This window comes from Collinsella sp. AM31-2AC, assembly GCF_003469285.1.
In the GTDB taxonomy this organism is placed as follows: domain Bacteria; phylum Actinomycetota; class Coriobacteriia; order Coriobacteriales; family Coriobacteriaceae; genus Collinsella; species Collinsella aerofaciens_AT.
This window is the reverse complement of sequence record NZ_QSJB01000005.1, coordinates 75,256-91,794: the sequence shown is the minus strand read 5'-3', so window position 1 is coordinate 91,794 and position 16,539 is coordinate 75,256. Positions and strand designations below refer to the sequence as shown.

The 16,539-nt window shown below is 62.1% G+C and carries 16 protein-coding genes; all 16 read left to right on the top strand.

Annotated elements, in window-relative coordinates; translation table 11 throughout:
• The first annotated feature begins 69 nt into the window (after window positions 1–69).
• Window positions 70–411, top strand: a complete 342-nt coding sequence (gene rpsP / locus DW796_RS03495) for a 30S ribosomal protein S16 (RefSeq protein WP_022094749.1) — start codon at window positions 70–72, stop codon at window positions 409–411.
• A 42-nt stretch (window positions 412–453) separates the two neighbouring features.
• Window positions 454–699 carry a KH domain-containing protein gene (locus DW796_RS03490; protein ID WP_171021534.1) on the top strand — a complete coding sequence of 82 codons (246 nt, stop codon included), beginning with the start codon at window positions 454–456 and terminating at the stop codon, window positions 697–699.
• A gap of 34 nt (window positions 700–733) precedes the next feature.
• Window positions 734–1,225, top strand: a complete 492-nt coding sequence (rimM, locus tag DW796_RS03485) for a ribosome maturation factor RimM (protein WP_226812527.1) — start codon at window positions 734–736, stop codon at window positions 1,223–1,225.
• Between the two features lie 10 nt (window positions 1,226–1,235).
• A complete protein-coding gene (gene trmD, locus DW796_RS03480; RefSeq protein WP_117654832.1) occupies window positions 1,236–1,994 on the top strand; it encodes a tRNA (guanosine(37)-N1)-methyltransferase TrmD in 759 nt (252 codons plus the stop codon).
• Window positions 1,995–1,996: 2 nt separating this feature from the next.
• Window positions 1,997–2,560: a signal peptidase I gene (gene lepB / locus DW796_RS03475; protein WP_055250011.1), complete on the top strand. Its 564-nt coding sequence runs from the start codon at window positions 1,997–1,999 to the stop codon at window positions 2,558–2,560.
• Window positions 2,561–2,619: 59 nt separating this feature from the next.
• The gene (locus tag DW796_RS03470) at window positions 2,620–3,531 is read left to right on the top strand and encodes a glycine--tRNA ligase subunit alpha (RefSeq protein ID WP_006236091.1); all 912 of its coding nucleotides are present in this window, start codon (window positions 2,620–2,622) and stop codon (window positions 3,529–3,531) included.
• A 3-nt stretch (window positions 3,532–3,534) separates the two neighbouring features.
• Window positions 3,535–5,631 (top strand): glycine--tRNA ligase subunit beta, encoded by a 2,097-nt coding sequence (gene glyS, locus DW796_RS03465; protein WP_118094266.1) that lies wholly within the window; start codon window positions 3,535–3,537, stop codon window positions 5,629–5,631.
• 34 nt (window positions 5,632–5,665) lie between these two features.
• A complete protein-coding gene (locus DW796_RS03460; protein WP_118094265.1) occupies window positions 5,666–6,541 on the top strand; it encodes a pyruvate, water dikinase regulatory protein in 876 nt (291 codons plus the stop codon).
• Between the two features lie 325 nt (window positions 6,542–6,866).
• Window positions 6,867–9,617 carry a pyruvate, phosphate dikinase gene (ppdK, locus tag DW796_RS03455; RefSeq protein ID WP_118094264.1) on the top strand — a complete coding sequence of 917 codons (2,751 nt, stop codon included), beginning with the start codon at window positions 6,867–6,869 and terminating at the stop codon, window positions 9,615–9,617.
• 209 nt (window positions 9,618–9,826) lie between these two features.
• Window positions 9,827–10,168: a 50S ribosomal protein L19 gene (gene rplS / locus DW796_RS03450; RefSeq protein ID WP_006236098.1), complete on the top strand. Its 342-nt coding sequence runs from the start codon at window positions 9,827–9,829 to the stop codon at window positions 10,166–10,168.
• 93 nt (window positions 10,169–10,261) lie between these two features.
• The gene (locus DW796_RS03445; RefSeq protein ID WP_117639929.1) at window positions 10,262–11,050 is read left to right on the top strand and encodes a ribonuclease HII; all 789 of its coding nucleotides are present in this window, start codon (window positions 10,262–10,264) and stop codon (window positions 11,048–11,050) included.
• 189 nt (window positions 11,051–11,239) lie between these two features.
• Entirely contained in the window at window positions 11,240–11,725 is a 486-nt protein-coding gene (locus DW796_RS03440) for a YraN family protein (protein ID WP_117637238.1), read from the top strand.
• The gene (locus tag DW796_RS03435) at window positions 11,725–13,248 is read left to right on the top strand and encodes a YifB family Mg chelatase-like AAA ATPase (RefSeq protein WP_117637239.1); all 1,524 of its coding nucleotides are present in this window, start codon (window positions 11,725–11,727) and stop codon (window positions 13,246–13,248) included. The genes DW796_RS03440 and DW796_RS03435 overlap by 1 nt, the downstream gene beginning before the upstream one ends.
• On the top strand, window positions 13,245–14,180 hold the full coding sequence (locus tag DW796_RS03430; RefSeq protein WP_338134615.1) for a DNA-processing protein DprA: 936 nt from the start codon (window positions 13,245–13,247) through the stop codon (window positions 14,178–14,180). Before DW796_RS03435 ends, DW796_RS03430 begins: the two co-directional genes overlap by 4 nt.
• 14 nt (window positions 14,181–14,194) lie before the next feature.
• Window positions 14,195–15,532 carry a methylenetetrahydrofolate--tRNA-(uracil(54)-C(5))-methyltransferase (FADH(2)-oxidizing) TrmFO gene (gene trmFO / locus DW796_RS03425; RefSeq protein ID WP_118094263.1) on the top strand — a complete coding sequence of 446 codons (1,338 nt, stop codon included), beginning with the start codon at window positions 14,195–14,197 and terminating at the stop codon, window positions 15,530–15,532.
• Window positions 15,529–16,449, top strand: coding sequence for a tyrosine recombinase XerC (locus DW796_RS03420; RefSeq protein WP_117716646.1), 921 nt, complete (start codon window positions 15,529–15,531; stop codon window positions 16,447–16,449). Before trmFO ends, DW796_RS03420 begins: the two co-directional genes overlap by 4 nt.
• Window positions 16,450–16,539: the final 90 nt, after the last annotated feature.

The window sequence follows — 16,539 nt, the reverse complement described above, 5'->3', positions numbered from 1 at the left end:
GATGGCGTATTATGTTCAACTGTTTGTTTGTAGTTGCAGCCTAAAGCTGCTTGGTTGGAGGAGTTTCCTTTGGCAGTCAAGATTCGCCTTGCTCGTCACGGCGCTAAGAAGCGTCCGTACTACCGTGTCGTCGTCGCCGATTCCCGCGCCCCGCGTGACGGTCGTATCATCGAGGAGGTTGGCCGCTACAACCCGATGACCGCCCCCAAGACCATCAACCTCGACCTCGAGAAGATCGCCGACTGGCAGTCCAAGGGTGCACAGCTCACCGACGCTGTCGCCGCTCTGGTCAAGGCCGCCAACGAGGGCGAGAAGACCGAGACCGTCGTCAAGAAGTCCAAGAAGCAGCTCGCCAAAGAGGCCGAGGCCGCTAAGGCTGCCGCTGAGGCCGCTGAGGGCGCCGAGGAGTAAATCGTGCCTGAGGTTGACGCTGCACAGCTCGAGGGTGAGGCAATGCTCTCAGATCGCATCGCCGATCTCGTCGAATATCTCGTTGTTCAGATCGTCGACGACCCGGATTCCGTGAGCCTTGAGGTCATCGATGGTGACGACGCCTCTACGATCGAGGTTTCTGTCGCCGAGGATGACGTCGCTAAGGTCATCGGCCGTCGTGGCCGTACCATCAAGGCCATTCGCACGCTCGCCCGTGCACTGGCCGCTCGCCTCGACACTGCTGTCGAGGTAGAGGTTCTGGGCTAGGACCTTGAGGTCCCAGTACAAAAACATCGCCCGTGTGGTCAAGCCGCACGGAAGGAAGGGGGAGGTCCTCGCGCAGCCGCTGCGGGGGCTTCCTTCTGTATTAGAGCCGGGTATGCGCGTCGCCCTGACGCCGCCGGCGCTCAAGCGCGACCGTTTTTGCACGGTCGTGTCCGTCACCGATACGGGCGATGGCGATCTGGTCTCGTTTGAGGGCATTGACGACTTAACGGCCGCCGAGGGCATCACGGGATGCTATGTGCTGGCAAATCGTGACGACTTTGAGCTCGATTCGCTCGACGCTGCCTATACCGACCTGATGGGTCGCGAGGTGGTCGATGAGCGCTTCGGTTCGCTCGGCACGATCGTCGAGATCATGTCGACGCCCGCTAACGATGTTTGGGTTGTCGAGGGTGATCGGTACGGCGAGGTACTGATTCCCGTGATCGAGCAGGTCGTGCTCGATCTTCCCGACACTGGAACAATTTCCGTCCACGTTATGGACGGCCTGATCGATATGGACAAGTAGGGAGGACAACATGCTGATTGAGACCCTTTCGGTCTTTCCCGAGATGTTTGAGCCCGTCATGTCCACATCGATTTTGGGCCGCGCCCGCAAGGCCGGCCTTTTTGATTTTAAGGCGTATAACCTGCGCGACTGGACGCACGACCGCCATCGTACCGTCGATGACGAGCCGTACGGCGGCGGGCAGGGCATGCTCATGAAGGTCGAGCCTATCGCCGAGGCCATCGAGGCCATTAGCGCGGAGGGCCCCAAGCCGACGGTGGTGTTCTTCACCCCGTGCGGCGAGCCTTTTACGCAGCATGTGGCCGAGCGCCTGCTCAAAAGCGAGCGCTTGCTGTTTGTGTGCAGCCGTTACGAGGGTGTCGACGAGCGTGCCTATGCGTATGCCGACGAGCGCCTGTCGATCGGCGATTACGTGCTCACGGGCGGCGAGCTTCCCGCTATGGTCGTTGCCGATGCTGTCGTACGCCTGATTCCCGGCGCCCTTGGTGACGAGATGAGCAACGTCGACGAGTCGTTCTCGACCGCCGAGGACGGAGGCCTGCTCGAGTATGCGCAGTACACTCGCCCTGCTGAATTCAACGGCGAGGGCGTGCCGCCGGTGCTCGTGAGCGGTGACCATGCCAAGGTCGATGCCTGGCGCCGTAAGAATGCCATCGAGCGCACCTGCCGCTGGCGTCCCGACCTGATCGAGACGGCACGGCTTACGCCCCAGGAGCGCGCATACGCGCAGGAGATTCTGGACGCTTCGTATTCGCAGAGCGAGGAGTGAGAATGGTTCCATCGCAGCATTCCGCGTTGAGGGGCGCTTTTGAGTGGGTCGCGGTCATCGCGATCGCGCTCGTGGCCACCTTCCTGATCCGCACCTTTGTGGTCGAGCCCTTTGTGGTACCCACCGGCTCCATGGAGGACACGATCGAGATTGGCGACCAGATCCTGGCACAAAAGGTGAGCCTCGAGCTCGGTCAGCCCGTCAAACAGGGCGATATCGTGGTGTTCCACAACCCCGATGCCACTTCCGAGCATGATGTTCTTGTCAAGCGTGTTATTGCCACGGCCGGCCAGACGGTCGACCTGCAGGACGGCAAGGTCGTCGTCGACGGCCAGGCGCTCGATGAGGACTATACGACCGGCATGAGTTGGCCGCTTTCGGTCCAAGCGCCTGGCGCCCAGGTGAGTTATCCCTACACCGTTCCCGACGGGTGCGTGTGGGTGATGGGCGACAACCGCGAAAACTCTGCCGACTCGCGCTACTTTGGTCCCGTCGATCGCTCTGATTTGATCGCTGTGGCGCTTGTGCGCTACTGGCCGCTCAACCGCATCGGCGCTATCGACTAAAAACCGCTATAGTACAGTACCTAACCGTGTAATCGTTTCGACGAGGGGATATTAGAGGCATGAACGCTTCATCGCTTTCCTTCCAAGACATCATCCTGCGCCTCCAGCAGTACTGGGGCGAGCAGGGCTGCGTCATTATGCAGCCCTATGACTCCGAGGTCGGTGCCGGTACCTTCCATACCGCGACCACGCTGCGCTCGCTCGGTCCCGCCGAATGGCGCACCTGCTATGCGCAGCCCTGCCGCCGTCCCGCCGACGGCCGCTACGGCGAGAACCCTAACCGCATGCAGCACTACTATCAGTTTCAGGTGCTCATTAAGCCCTCTCCGGTTAATGCTCAGGAGCTTTACCTGGGGTCTCTTGCTGCCATTGGCCTGGACCCCAACGACCATGACGTCCGTTTTGTCGAGGACGACTGGGAGAGCCCGACGCTGGGCGCCTGGGGCCTTGGCTGGGAGGTCTGGCTCAACGGCATGGAGGTCACGCAGTTTACGTACTTCCAGCAGGTGGGCGGTATCGAGGTCGACCCCGTGCCCGTCGAGATCACCTATGGCCTGGAGCGTATCGCCATGTACGCTCAGGGCGTCAACTCGGTCTACGATCTGGTGTGGAGCTATCTGCCCGACGGCACGCCCATGACCTACGGCGACGTGTTCCTCGAGAACGAGCGCGAGTTCAGTGCCTATAACTTTGAGGTCGCCAACGTCGAGATGATGCGTCAGAAGTTTGACGACTACGAGGCCGAGTGCCATTCCTGCCTGGAGCGCAAGCTGCCGTTGCCGGCGTACGACTGTGTCATGAAGTGCAGCCACGCCTTCAACCTGCTCGATGCCCGCGGCGCCCTGTCCGCGGTCGAGCGTGCCAACTACATCCTGCGCGTCCGCGCCGTCGCCAAGGCGTGCTGCGAGGCCTACATGGCCGAGGTCGCCGGAGTCAACGAGAATGCCGACCAGGAAGGCGAGGTGGCGTAAGCCATGGCAGACGCTAAGGATTTCCTGTTTGAGATCGGTACGGAGGAAATGCCCTCTGCACCGCTGAACAATGCCGTCAAGCAGCTTGGTACCATGATCGCCAAGGGTCTCGACGAGGCCGGTCTGGCCCACGGCGAGGTCCGCGTGATCTCGAGCCCGCGTCGCCTGGCTGCGCTCGTTGCCGACGTTGCCACCGCGACCGATGAGGTTCACGAGGTCAAGCGTGGCCCCGCGGCAAACATCGCCTTCGACGCTGACGGTAACGCCACCAAGGCCGCCCAGGGCTTCGCCCGCAAGTGCGGTGTGGCTGCCGAGGACCTGGTCCGTCGTGAGGATACCGACGGTCGCGAGTATGTCTTTGCCGAGAAGAACATTCCCTCCGCACCGGCAACCCCGATCCTGACGGCCCTGTGCGAGAAGACCATTGCCGGCCTGCAGTGGCCCAACTACCGCTCCCAGCGCTGGGGCCACGAGCACGCGACGTTCGTGCGTCCGGTCCGCTGGATTTGCTGCCTTCTGGGCGAGGATGTTGTGCCTGTGTCATTTGCCGACGTGACGAGCGGCAACACCACGCGCGGCCATCGCGTGCTCGGCCCCGGTGACCACGTTGTCGCCAGCCCCGCCGCCTACGAGCAGGTACTCGAGGACGCCGGCGTGCTTTCTGCCGAGCGCCGTCGCGAGGCCATCCTTGCCGGTATCTCCGAGGTCGAGGCCGCTCGCCCCGGCTGCCATGTCGATACGCCCAAGAAGGTCTTTGAGGAGGTCATTAACCTCTGCGAGTGGCCGACGGTGCTCGTCGGTACTTTCGACGAGGAGTTCCTCAAGGTCCCGCACGAGATTATCTGCGAGTCCATGCTCACCAATCAGCGCTACTTCCCGATCTATGACGGCGAGGGCAAGCTGACGCGTGAGTTCGTGGTCGTCTCCAACAGCAAGCCCGAGAACGCCGAGCGAGTGATCGACGGTAACGAGCGCGTCGTGCGCGCCCGTCTGGACGACGCTAAGTTCTTCTACGAGGAGGACCTGAAGATCTCCCTCGACGAGTTCCGTGAGCGTCTGTCCAAGGTTGCCTTCCAGGAGAAGCTCGGTAGCGTGCTCGCCAAGTCCGAGCGCATCGAGCAGCTCGCGCTCGCTATCGCCCGCGAGGCTCACCTGGGCGCCCATCTTGCCGCCGACGCTGCTCGCGCCGCACACCTGTGCAAGGCAGACCTGGTGTCCAACGCCGTCGTCGAGTTCACGAGCCAGCAGGGCGTGATGGGCGGTTATTACGCGACCGCGATGGGGGAGAACGACGAGGTCGCCCATGCTATTCGCGATCACTATCGTCCCCGTTTTGCCGGTGACGAGCTGCCCGAGGGCACCGCTGGCTGCATCGTGGCCTGCGCCGACAAGCTCGATACCATCGCCGGTATCTTTGCCATCGGCGAGCCCCCGACCGGCTCCTCCGACCCCTACGCGCTGCGTCGTGCCGCTATCGGCATTATCAACATCCTGCGCGACCGTCTGCCGATCGACCCCACGTCGCTCATCGACTTTGCCCTCGAACTCTACAGTGAGCAGGGCATTGAGTTCGACGCCGCCGAGGTCGCCCAGCAGGTTCGTGACTTCTTCCATGGCCGCCTGGTGAGCATGGCCCGCGACGAAAAGATTCCGGCCGATACCGTCGCCGCCGTCTCCGCGGTGCACATCATCGCCCCGTCCGTCTTCTTCGCCCGCTGCGCCGCCCTCGACGAGGCCCGCAAGAACGACGCTGAGACGTTCGACAACCTGGCGACCGCCTATGCCCGCGCCGCGCATATCTCCAAGCCCGAGCTGGGTGCGGAGTATGACCGCAGCCTGATGGGCGAGGTCGAGCTTGCGCTCGCCGACGCCTCCGAGGCTGCTCAGACCGCCGTCGATGCCGCCCTTGCTGCCGAGGACTACCCGACCGCATTTGCCGCCCTCGCCGCCCTGCGCGCGCCCATCGACCGTTTCTTCGATGAGGTCATGGTCATGGACAAGGACGAGCTGCTTCGCGATAATCGCCTTAAGCTGCTCAACCGCTTCGAGGCCGTTTTCTCCGGCATTGCCAACATCGGTGAGCTTGCCCGCAAAAAGTAAGCCAGCCTGCGCATAAGCGCAAAAGGAGCCCCGCATGGATTGCCCGGTCACCGCTCGTCCCACCGTTATCGTTATCTCCGACTCGCTCGGCGATACCGCTTGTGAGGTGGTGCTTGCGGCGTCCGGGCAATTTGATGAAGGGGCTTTTCGCGTTTTGCGCCTGCCCAAGGTGACCTCCGTTGAGCAGGTCAAGTCATTTGTGGGGCCGCGCGTCGATGCCGACCATCGCGATGTCGCCGTGTTCCATACCATTGTCGATCCGGCGCTTCGCGCCCGCGTGCTCGATTACCTGGGTATGCTGCATATCCGTTCGGTCGACCTGATCGGCCCGACGCTTGCCGTGCTGTCGTCGCTCATCGGTGTGCCGCCCAAGTGCGTTGCGGGCGTGATTCACAAGACCGATGACCGCTATTTCCATCGTATCGAGGCCATGGAGTATTTCGTTGAGCACGATGACGGGCGCGGTTGCGACGATCTGTCGGGTGCCGATATCGTGCTGCTGGGTGTGTCGCGTACATCCAAGACGCCGCTGTCGATGTATTTAGCCTATCAGGGCTACAAGGTCGCCAATGTCCCACTGGCGCATGGCATGGAGCCGCCGAAGTCGATTTACGAGGTTGACCCGATGCGGTTGTTTGGTCTGATCTCGACCGTCGATGTGATTTCCGAAATTCGCGATAGTCGCTTGGGCGATGACTACGCCCGTGCCGTTGTCGGCTCCTATGCCGAGCCCGAGAGTGTGCGCAGCGAGCTTGAGGAAGCCCGTGCCCTCATGAAGCGCCTAGGCTGCTTTGTGGTGCGTACCGATGGCAAGGCCATCGAGGAAAGCGCTGCCGAGATCATTGCTCACCTTGAAGAGGTTCAAGAGGCAAGAGCCCGCCGTGCCGCCCGCCGCGCTCAACAAAAGTAGCTCACTTGGGACAAGGTTGTTTGGGTAGCTAATTTGGGACGGGGCTCTTTTAGCTAACCAAAGAGAATACTTGGAAATAATGCTGATAAATGGTAAAGCGATTTAGCAAAAACACCGCATCCGACCTGCACTTTTCTTGTAGTGTATCTTCATAAGGTAACCACCTTTACCTACCGTTTACCGCCGGTTTTAGCACGTTTACCAAACCGCGCACCCTCTGCTCAAGCCTGTCCAAAACCCGCCGTATAGTTCCCTCACGGCCCGCATCCGGCGGGTCGATTCGTTACCACGGTCGTGCGCGTAAGCGCATGGAAGGGGAAGTATCGTGAGCGATTGCAAGAGGGTTTACCGTTTTGGAACCGACGCCCAGGGCACCTGTGTCACTGAGGGCGACAAATCCATGAACTTCGTGCTTGGCGGCAAAGGCGCAAACCTTGCCGAGATGAGCCGCATCGGTCTGCCGGTTCCCGGTGGCTTTACCATTACCTGCCAGACCTGTGTCGAGTACTCCGGTGCCGGCAACGTCTGGCCCGAAGGCGCACTCGATGAGATCGTTGCCGCCGAGGCGGACCTCGAGGCCCGTTGCGGCAAGAAGCTCGGCGACGCCTCCGATCCGCTGCTCGTGTCGGTTCGCTCGGGCGCTCCGTTCTCCATGCCCGGCATGATGGACACGGTTCTCAACCTGGGCCTCAACGACGACTCCGTTCAGGGCCTTATCGCCCAGACACAAAACCCGCGTTTTGCCTGGGACAGCTACCGTCGCTTTATCCAGATGTTCTCCAACGTCGTCATGGGCGTCGACGCCGACCTATTCGAGAACGCCCTGACCCAGGCCCGCCTGGTCGCCGGCGTTCGTGTCGATTCCGAGCTTTCGGCCGAGGACCTGCAGGAGCTCGTCGAGACCTTCAAGGGCATCTTCTCCGAGAACGTTGATGCCGCCCTGTACCCCGAGCTCGAGGTTGTTGACGGCAAGCCTGTCTTCCCGCACGATCCGGAGCTCCAGCTGCGCCTTGCCATCCAGGCCGTCTTTGGCAGCTGGATGAACGAGCGCGCCTGCATCTACCGCAAGCAGCACGGCATTTCCGACGAGCTCGGCACCGCCGTCAACGTCCAGGCCATGGCCTTTGGCAACAAGGGCGAGACCTCTGCGACCGGCGTCGCCTTTACGCGCAACCCGGCCGACGGCACCAAGGAGTTCTATGGCGACTTTTTGGTGAATGCCCAGGGCGAGGACGTCGTCGCCGGCATCCGAAACACCGAGCCCATCGCCGACCTCAAGACCACCTCGGGCCTCGAGTCCGCAGGCGAGGAGCTCGAGCGCGTGTTCCTGACGCTCGAGGATCATTACCGCGATATGTGCGATATCGAGTTTACCATCGAGCAGGGCAAGCTCTGGATGCTCCAGACCCGCGTGGGCAAGCGCACCGCCACTGCCGCCCTGCGCATTGCTATCGAAATGGTCGAGGAGGGCCTCATCACCCGCGAGGAGGCTGTGAGCCGCATCGATCCCGCGCAGCTCGACCAGCTCCTGCACCCGCAGTTCGACGCCTCCAAGAAGTACGAGGCCCTGGCCAGCGGCCTTAACGCCAGCCCTGGTGCCGCCGTGGGCGAGGTCGTGTTCTCGAGTGATGACGCCGTCGCGCGCGCCAACGAGGGCCACAAGGTCATTCTGGTCCGCTGGGAGACCAACCCCGACGACCTGAAGGGCATGGTCGCCGCCGAGGGCATCCTGACCAGCCACGGTGGCAAGACGAGCCATGCCGCCGTTATCGCCCGCGGCATGGGTACGCCCTGCGTTTGCGGCGTTGAGCGCTTCCACATTGACGCGGCAGAGAAGGTCGTGCGCATCGAGGGCAGCGACCGCGTGCTGCGCGAGGGCGATGTCATCTCCATCGACGGCACCCAGGGTATCGTCGTCGACGGCGCGGTTGACCTGGTCTCTGCAGAGCTCACCGGCGACCTGGACACCATCCTGTCTTGGGCCGATGAGATCCGTTTGGACGAGACCGACGGTCACGCCAACCACGTGCGCGTCAACGCCGACAACCCCGAGGATGCCGAGCTCGCGCTCGAGTTTGGCGCCGAGGCCATCGGTCTATGCCGCACCGAGCACATGTTCCTGGGCGATCGCAAGAACATCATCCAGAGCTTTATCCTGTCTGACGATGAGGCCGTGAAGCAGCAGGCCCTGGCCGACTTGCTCAAGGTTCAGACCGAGGACTTCCTGGCGATGTTCAAGACCATGTCCGGTCGCGATGTGGTCGTCCGCCTGCTCGATCCGCCGCTTCATGAGTTCCTTGATAATCCTCGCGAGCTCGAGGTCGCCATCACCAAGAAGGAGGCCGCCGGCGCTCCCGAGGAGGAGCTCACTGCCCTGCGCGCCCGCCTGCGTCGCATCGACGGCATGGTCGAGTCCAACCCCATGCTGGGCTTGCGCGGCGTGCGCCTGTCCGTCGTCTTTGGCGATCTGCCGCTCATGCAGGTTCGCGCCGTCGCCACGGCCGCTGCCCGCCTTATCAAGGAGGGTGTCGACCCGCGCCCCGAGATCATGGTTCCGCTCGTTTCCATCACGGCCGAGCATGTCCAGACCCGCGAGGTCATTGAGCGCGTAATCGCCGAGGTTTCCGCCGAAGAGGGCGTCGGGCTCAATATTCCCGTGGGCACGATGCTCGAGCTGCCGCGTGCCTGCATGGTCGCTGACGAGATCGCCCATCATGCCGACTTCTTCTGCTTTGGCACCAACGACCTCACCCAGACGACCTTTGGCTTCTCGCGCGATGACGCCGAGGCCAAGTTCATCCCGCTGTACATGCATAAAAAGATCCTGAAAGACAACCCCTTCGAGACCATCGACGCGGCGGTGCTGGAGCTCGTGCGCCTGGCCGTCGAGAAGGGCCGCGCCACCAATCCCGACATGCACTTTGGCGTGTGCGGCGAGCACGGCGGCGACCCCAAGTCCATCAAGGGCCTGTTTAACGTGGCCGACGTGGACTACGTGTCCTGCTCGCCCTATCGCGTGCCCCTCGCGCGCCTGGCTGCCGCTCAGGCCAAGCTCGAGGCCAAGCGCAACGCCTAACGTTTTGGGTGTAGACGCCTAGTGTAGCCCCCCTCATGCCGCCCGTCTCATTCGCGAGGCGGGCGGTTATCATGTGCGGGTTTTGTCTTTTTGTCTGCGTAAAAAATTGTTCTTGCAGCAGAAACCCGCGCGTGTATACTCGAATACGTTTGTTCAACTACGTGCCGGCCAAGATGGTACGGCACCTCTAGAAGAGTAAGGAATTGCACATGGATTACATCCGCGCAATCGAGCGTCAGCAGATCCGCGAGGACATTCCTCAGGTTCGCGTCGCCGACAACGTCAAGGTTCACTACCGCATTAAGGAAGGCGACCGCGAGCGCATTCAGGTCTTCCAGGGCGACGTCATCCGCATGGCCGGCGCCGGTGCCCGCGAGACCTTCACCGTCCGCAAGATGTCCTTCGGTGTCGGTGTTGAGCGTACCTTCCCGCTTCACAGCCCCAAGATCGCCAAGCTCGAGGTCGTTCGTCATGGTCGCGTCCGTCGCGCCAAGCTGTACTACCTCCGCGACAAGGTGGGCAAGGCTGCTCGCATCCCCGAGAAGCGCTAAGAAGATCGCAGCGTCTGTCCACTCGTTTGGACACAAGGGTCACCTTCGGGTGGCCCTTCTTTTTATCTGATTTGCATGCAAGGAGGGCCTGGTATGGCCAATATGACGAGCTCGGTTTCGGCATCGCAGGTTGCCGGTGAGTTGGCGAGCGCTACGTTTGAGGAGATCCCCGCCCTCGTGGAGCATTATCGCGAGGACCCGCGCCAGCAGGTGATCAAGGCTTGCGAGCGTGCTCTTAAGCGCCATGCCAAGGAACTTGCCGAGCGCGAGCGCGTCAATGACATGTACGAGCTTATGCATGAGCTTGGCGGCGATGGGGTAGTCGTTGGTGTCGACGAGGTAGGTCGCGGATCGGTGGCCGGTCCTTTGACGGTATGCGCCGTCTGCCTTCCTATGGAGCCGCGCGTCTGGGGCATCAACGATTCCAAAAAGCTCACGCCGGCGCGCCGCGAGTTGCTCTCAGTGAAGATTGCCGAGGTGGCGACGGCAATTGGTTTTTGCCATATCGCGCCTAAGGATATCGATGAGATGGGCATGGCCCGCGCCATTCGAGCCGCTGTCGCGGGCGCCGTGGCCGATACGGGGCTCGAGCCCGATTGCGTGCTTATGGACGGTAACCCCTTGGGCGCCGTTCCCAACGAGCGCGACGTGGTGAAGGGCGATGCCAAGATCGCCTGTATCGCCGCGGCGTCCATCATGGCCAAGGTCACGCGTGACGAGATGATGGTCGAGTACGACGCCGAGTATCCCGAGTACCATCTGGCCGAGTCGAAGGGCTATGCAAGCCCCGAGCATATCGAGGCCATTCGCAAACATGGACTTTGTCCACTGCACCGCGTGAGCTTTTGCGGAAACTTTCTGCAGACTGAGCGCCTTTTCTAGGTCAATTGTGGAGACAGGGACCTCTGGGGTTTTATAAACCTGCTGGTGGCGGGCCGTATGCAACACCATTGCTGCGTACGGCCCGTTTTTTGACGGCATTTGGTCAGCTTTTGGTTTGCTTCCGGTACTTACCCGCACGAAAGGTGCCCTCATCATCGGGGCAATGCAGCGTGCGGGAAAGGAGACCCCATGAGTGCCGCAAGCAAAAAGAGCAAGACGCAGCAGCTCAAGGAGCGTTGGGAAAACGGCGAGCTCGACTGCGGGGCGATGACGCCTGAGTTTATCAAGGGACTCAGTCCCCGCGAGCTGGGCATGCTGGGCGAGCTGATCACCATCGACTACTTTAACGAGCGCGGCTACACCTTGCTGGAGCAGGGTTATCGTTGCTCCGAGGGCGAGGCCGATCTGGTGCTGCTCGATGAACTCGACGATGTCGTGGTGATGGCCGAGGTCAAGACCAGACGCGTCGCACTGGATTGCAGCACGCGGGTCTTTCCCGAGGAGGCCGTGGACGCCCAAAAGCAACGCCGTTACCGCCGCATCGCAAGTTGCTATCTCATGGAGCATTATCCGCTCAAGGCGATTCGCTTCGATGCCGTGGGTGTCACCATTCGTGGCGGGCATATCGCCGAGATCGAGCATCAGTACAACGCGTTCGATTGGCAGGTGTCGTGATGGCGTTCGAGACGTTTGCCGTTCACGCGGCCTGCATCCGTGGCGTCGAGGCGATTCATGTCACGGTCGAGGTCTCGCTTGCCGGTGGTGTTCCGGGCATCCAAATGCTCGGCATTCCGAGTATGGAGGTGATGGAGTCACGCGGTCGTATTCGCTGCGCGATGCGCTCCGCCGGGTTCGAGATCCCACGCTCGGGCATTACGGTCAACTTAGCGCCCGGCGATATTCGCAAGACCGGTAGCGGCTTTGATCTGCCCATCGCCATCGCGGTTCTGGCGGCCGATGGGCAGATTCCCCGTGACAACCTCGATCGCTGCCTTATCGCCGGCGAGCTCGGCTTGGACGGTACGGTGCTTCCCGTCAAGGGCGAGGTGGCGTTTCAGCTATTGGCGCGTGATATGGGGCTGTCCTTTATCGCCGGCAGGTCCGATCAGCATGTGCCGCTCGCGGGCGTGGATTGTGGATTCATCGATCATTTGTCTCAGCTTGCCCATGGCATGGGCGAGGCGGCTCGGCACTATCTGGATTCCGAGGGCGTCGAGGCGACCTTTGAGCCTGAGCTCGACTATGCCGACGTGCTGGGGCAGGAAGTCGCTAAACGCGGCATGGCGCTTGCGGCGGCAGGAGAACTCGGCTTGCTCATGATCGGGTCCCCGGGATCGGGCAAGACGATGCTCGCGCGTCGTATGACCGGCATCCTGCCCGAGCTTTCCGTTGAGGATCAACAGGAGGCGCTGTGCATCCATTCGGTTTTGGGTGAGAACATTGATGGCTTGTTGGCGGGGCACCGGCCCTTCCGCAGTCCCCATCACAGTATTTCGACCGCAGGTCTTATCGGCGGTGGGCGCCCGGTGCACCCGGGTGAGATCAGCCTTGCTCATGGCGGCGTGCTATTTTTGGACGAGCTTGCCGAGTTTCCCACGGGTGTGCTGCAGACGCTGCGTCAGCCCATCGAACGCGGCTACGTCAGGATCGTACGCGTCGACGGGGCTTTTACCTTCCCGTCGCGCTTTCAGCTGCTGGCTGCGAGCAATCCCTGCCCCTGCGGCTTTTTGGGCGATCGTGAGGTACCGTGTCGCTGCTCGGCGGCGATGGTCGAGCGCTATCGGTCTAAACTGCGCGGTCCTTTGGCCGACCGTATCGACATGATGATCGATGTGACCCGTCCCGACCCTCAGGTGATTATCGAGGGCGCGGAGGGTATGTCGTCAGCTGAGTTACGTGACTACGTTGTGCGCGGTCGCGCTTTTCGCGCTTGGCGCGAATCCCGTATGGACGATGCGGATGCCGAGGCCGAGGATGACGAGACACGGTCCATTGACGGCGTCGTTTCGACCTTTGAGCTCGATGATGCGGCGGAGAAGTGTGTGCTCGGCCTGTCGAAGCGCACGCATCTCACGGGCCGCGGCATCGTGCGCCTGGTTCGCATTGCGCGCACGATCGCAGATGTCGCCGAGAGCGAGCATGTGACGCAGGACCACGTGCTCGAGGCGGCGATGTACCAGGGAAGGAGGGACCAATGATGGCCGAGGGAACCTTCGAGCTGCATCCAGGTGATACGTTGTATCCCGAGACCGTTTTGGAGCTTTCTGATGTACCCCAGACGCTCTATGTGCGCGGCAACCCCGAGGTGCTTTCGACGCCCGCGCTCTCCATCATCGGCGCGCGCAAGGCCTCGCCGTATGGTCTTGCCGTGGCAGAGCTTGCGTCAAAGGTGGCGGTCGAGGCGGGCGTGACGGTAGTCTCGGGCGGCGCGGTCGGTTGTGACCAGGCCTCGGGTTGGGCTGCGGTCAACACTGGCGGCAAACACGTCGTGGTGCTGGGGACGGGCGCCGACGTGGTCTACCCGCGTTCGAGCGCGGGGCTTATTACGCGCACGCTCGATACGGGTGGCGCGGTCGTGTCGATCTCTCCGTGGGGCATGGGTCCGCGCAAGTTTGCCTTTCCGCGCCGCAATCGCGTAATCGCGGCCTTGTCGCAAGCCCTCTTTGTATCCGAGGCGGGTATGCCTTCCGGGACGTTTTCTACAGCCGAGGCTGCTATGGATTTGGGGCGAGAACTTCTTGCCGTGCCGGGGTCGATCCTATCGCCCGAGTCGCGTGGCACGAATTACCTCATTGCGAACGGTGCCTGCTGCATCATCGACGAGGAATCTATCGAGATGGCTATTTCACGCATCTACGGCACCCTGCGCTACTCGCGCCCCGATGCTCCCGGCATTGCCGACCTAGATCAAACACAGCAGACCGTGATGCATGCACTCATCGCCTCTCCGCTCAAGGTCGACGACATCGCGGCACTCGTCTCGCTCGATGCCGTTGGCGTACTTAAGCTCCTGGGTTCGCTTGAGCTCGAGGGCCTTATCGAGCGCATGATGGATGGAAGGTATGCGCCCTCCAAGTTTGCTCTTCACGCCCAGACACCCTTCGGTCACAATGGAAAACATGTCAATTAGAAAGGTGTTTGCAGATGCTGTTTGATCAGGTGACGGTTATCGGTGGCGGTCTGGCGGGTTCGGAGTGCGCGATTCAGCTGGCGGATCGCGGGTTTTCCGTAAAGCTGTGCGAGATGCGCCCCCAGGTGAGCTCCCCGGCCCACCATACCGATCACCTGGCAGAGCTCGTCTGTTCCAATTCGTTTAAGTCGACCCGTCCGGATTCCGCGGCTGGTTTGCTGAAGGCCGAGCTTGAGCGCATGGGTTCAGTCCTGCTCGATTGCGCCCATCGCGCGGCTGTTCCCGCCGGCGGTGCCCTGGCGGTCGACCGCGTCAAGTTTTCCGAGCTTGTCGAGGCCGAGGTTGCCGCCCGTCCCAATATCGAGATCATTCACGGCGAGGTCACGCAGATTCCCGAAGGTCACGTGGTCATTGCCGCCGGCCCCTTGTGCTCGCCGGCGCTGAGCGAAGAGGTCATGAAGCTCGTCGGTGGCGACGCCCTTGCGTTCTTCGATGCCGCGGCGCCGATCGTCGATGCCTCCACGCTCGATATGGACGTGCTGTTCTCGCAGTCGCGCTACGAGGAGCAGGGGAGCGGCGACTATCTCAACGCTCCGCTCAACAAGGAGGAGTACGAGGCCTTTATCGAGGCGCTTACCACGGCAGACCGCGTGGTGCTCAAGGACTTTGAGGGCGGCGATCTGTTCCAGGCCTGCCAGCCTGCCGAGGAAGTTGCGCGCACCGGCAAGGACGCCATTCGCTTTGGCGCCATGAAGCCCGTCGGCCTCACCGACCCGCGAACCGGTCGTCGTCCCTGGGCGGCGATTCAGCTGCGTGCCGAGAATAAGGAGAAGACCGCCTATAACCTGGTGGGCTTCCAGACCAACTTGACCTTTGGCGAGCAGAAGCGCGTCTTCCATATGGTGCCGGGCCTGGAGAACGCTGAGTTCTTCCGCTACGGTGTCATGCACCGTAATACCTTTGTCGACGCCCCGCACGTGCTCGATGGCACCTTTGCCGTGCCTGGTACCGGCGTGCGCCTGGCCGGTCAGATCACCGGCACCGAGGGGTACATGGAAGCCGTGGCGACCGGTCTGCTCGCGGCGCTCAACACCTATGCCGAGGCTATCGGCGCCGCGGGCGTCGAGTTGCCCCGCGTGGGCGCCCTGGGCGCGCTCGTGGGCTATGCGACCGATCCTGCCACCGTGGGCTACCAGCCCATGCATGTCAACTTTGGCCTGGTGCCGCCGCTCGAGGACGGTAAGCGTCGCAGCAAGCGCGACCGCTACCAGGCGTATGCGGACCGTGCGCTCGAGGCTCTTGATGCCTATCTGGCCACTCGCCCCGATCTGTTTGGAGGCGACCGGTCATAGCCTTTGACCTGTACGATGCCGTCGACTCGTTTATCGCCTATATCGCACGTGTCGAGGGACTTTCTCCCAACACGGTGACGGCCTATGGCTCGAGGCTGGAGCGCTTTGCTGCCTGGTGCGAGCGCGAGGATATCGATGCCTTCGCTGCCGACGTGCGCACCATTCGTCGCTATCTTGCCGAGCTTTCGCGTGAACAGGTGGCTCCCCGAACGCTTGCGGCGCACCTTTCGGCTATCCGATCGCTCTATCGCTGGATGGCTGCCGAGGGGATTGTCGAGGGCGATGCAGTCTCGGCGATCGCATCGCCCAAGCTGCCGCGTGACCTGCCGGGCGTCCTTACGATCAAGCAGGTCGATGCGCTGCTCAAGACGCCTGATACCTCAACACCCGCGGGACTGCGCGATGCGGCGATGCTCGAGCTGCTCTATGCCTCGGGCGCCCGTATCTCAGAGCTCGCAGCACTCAATGTGGAGTCCATTGCGTGGTCCGAACGCACGCTGCGCCTGTGGGGCAAGGGGAGCAAAGAACGTATCGTCCCCCTGTATCGTCGTGCGCTCGAGGCGACGCGTCTCTATATTGAGGAGGGGAGGCCGAAGTTGCTCGCTCAGGCAAAGCGTCGTGACCCCGCTACCGGGCCGCATCCGCTGCTTATATCGGCGCGCGGTAATCGCATGAGTGCAGCCATGCTCAGGCGGCGGTTCCATACGCTGGCGACGCTCGCCGGCATTCCGGCCGACATCGCCCCGCATGCGATGCGCCATACCTTTGCGACCGACTTGCTCGAGGGCGGCGCGGACCTGCGCTCGGTTCAAGAGCTGCTGGGTCATGCGAGCCTGTCCACGACGCAGATCTACACGCATCTCACACCCGATCGGCTTAAGCGGGCTGTGGCTCAAGCCCATCCCCGCGGCGAATAGTGGCTGGGACGTCCCGCGCCGCGCTCAGGTGTGTGGTTTTGATTGCGGGTTGGCAGGAAGATGCATTCCTGCTATCATTCATCGGGTTGC

Coding starts and splice junctions, on each gene's coding strand:
- DW796_RS03490 (WP_171021534.1), top strand. CDS start 454: ATGCTCTCAGATCGCATCGCCGATCTCGTCGAATATCTCGTTGTTCAG.
- DW796_RS03435 (WP_117637239.1), top strand. CDS start 11,725: ATGGCGTTCGAGACGTTTGCCGTTCACGCGGCCTGCATCCGTGGCGTC.
- DW796_RS03470 (WP_006236091.1), top strand. CDS start 2,620: ATGAACGCTTCATCGCTTTCCTTCCAAGACATCATCCTGCGCCTCCAG.
- DW796_RS03440 (WP_117637238.1), top strand. CDS start 11,240: ATGAGTGCCGCAAGCAAAAAGAGCAAGACGCAGCAGCTCAAGGAGCGT.
- trmFO (WP_118094263.1), top strand. CDS start 14,195: ATGCTGTTTGATCAGGTGACGGTTATCGGTGGCGGTCTGGCGGGTTCG.
- DW796_RS03460 (WP_118094265.1), top strand. CDS start 5,666: ATGGATTGCCCGGTCACCGCTCGTCCCACCGTTATCGTTATCTCCGAC.
- DW796_RS03445 (WP_117639929.1), top strand. CDS start 10,262: ATGGCCAATATGACGAGCTCGGTTTCGGCATCGCAGGTTGCCGGTGAG.
- glyS (WP_118094266.1), top strand. CDS start 3,535: ATGGCAGACGCTAAGGATTTCCTGTTTGAGATCGGTACGGAGGAAATG.
- trmD (WP_117654832.1), top strand. CDS start 1,236: ATGCTGATTGAGACCCTTTCGGTCTTTCCCGAGATGTTTGAGCCCGTC.
- rplS (WP_006236098.1), top strand. CDS start 9,827: ATGGATTACATCCGCGCAATCGAGCGTCAGCAGATCCGCGAGGACATT.
- lepB (WP_055250011.1), top strand. CDS start 1,997: ATGGTTCCATCGCAGCATTCCGCGTTGAGGGGCGCTTTTGAGTGGGTC.
- DW796_RS03430 (WP_338134615.1), top strand. CDS start 13,245: ATGATGGCCGAGGGAACCTTCGAGCTGCATCCAGGTGATACGTTGTAT.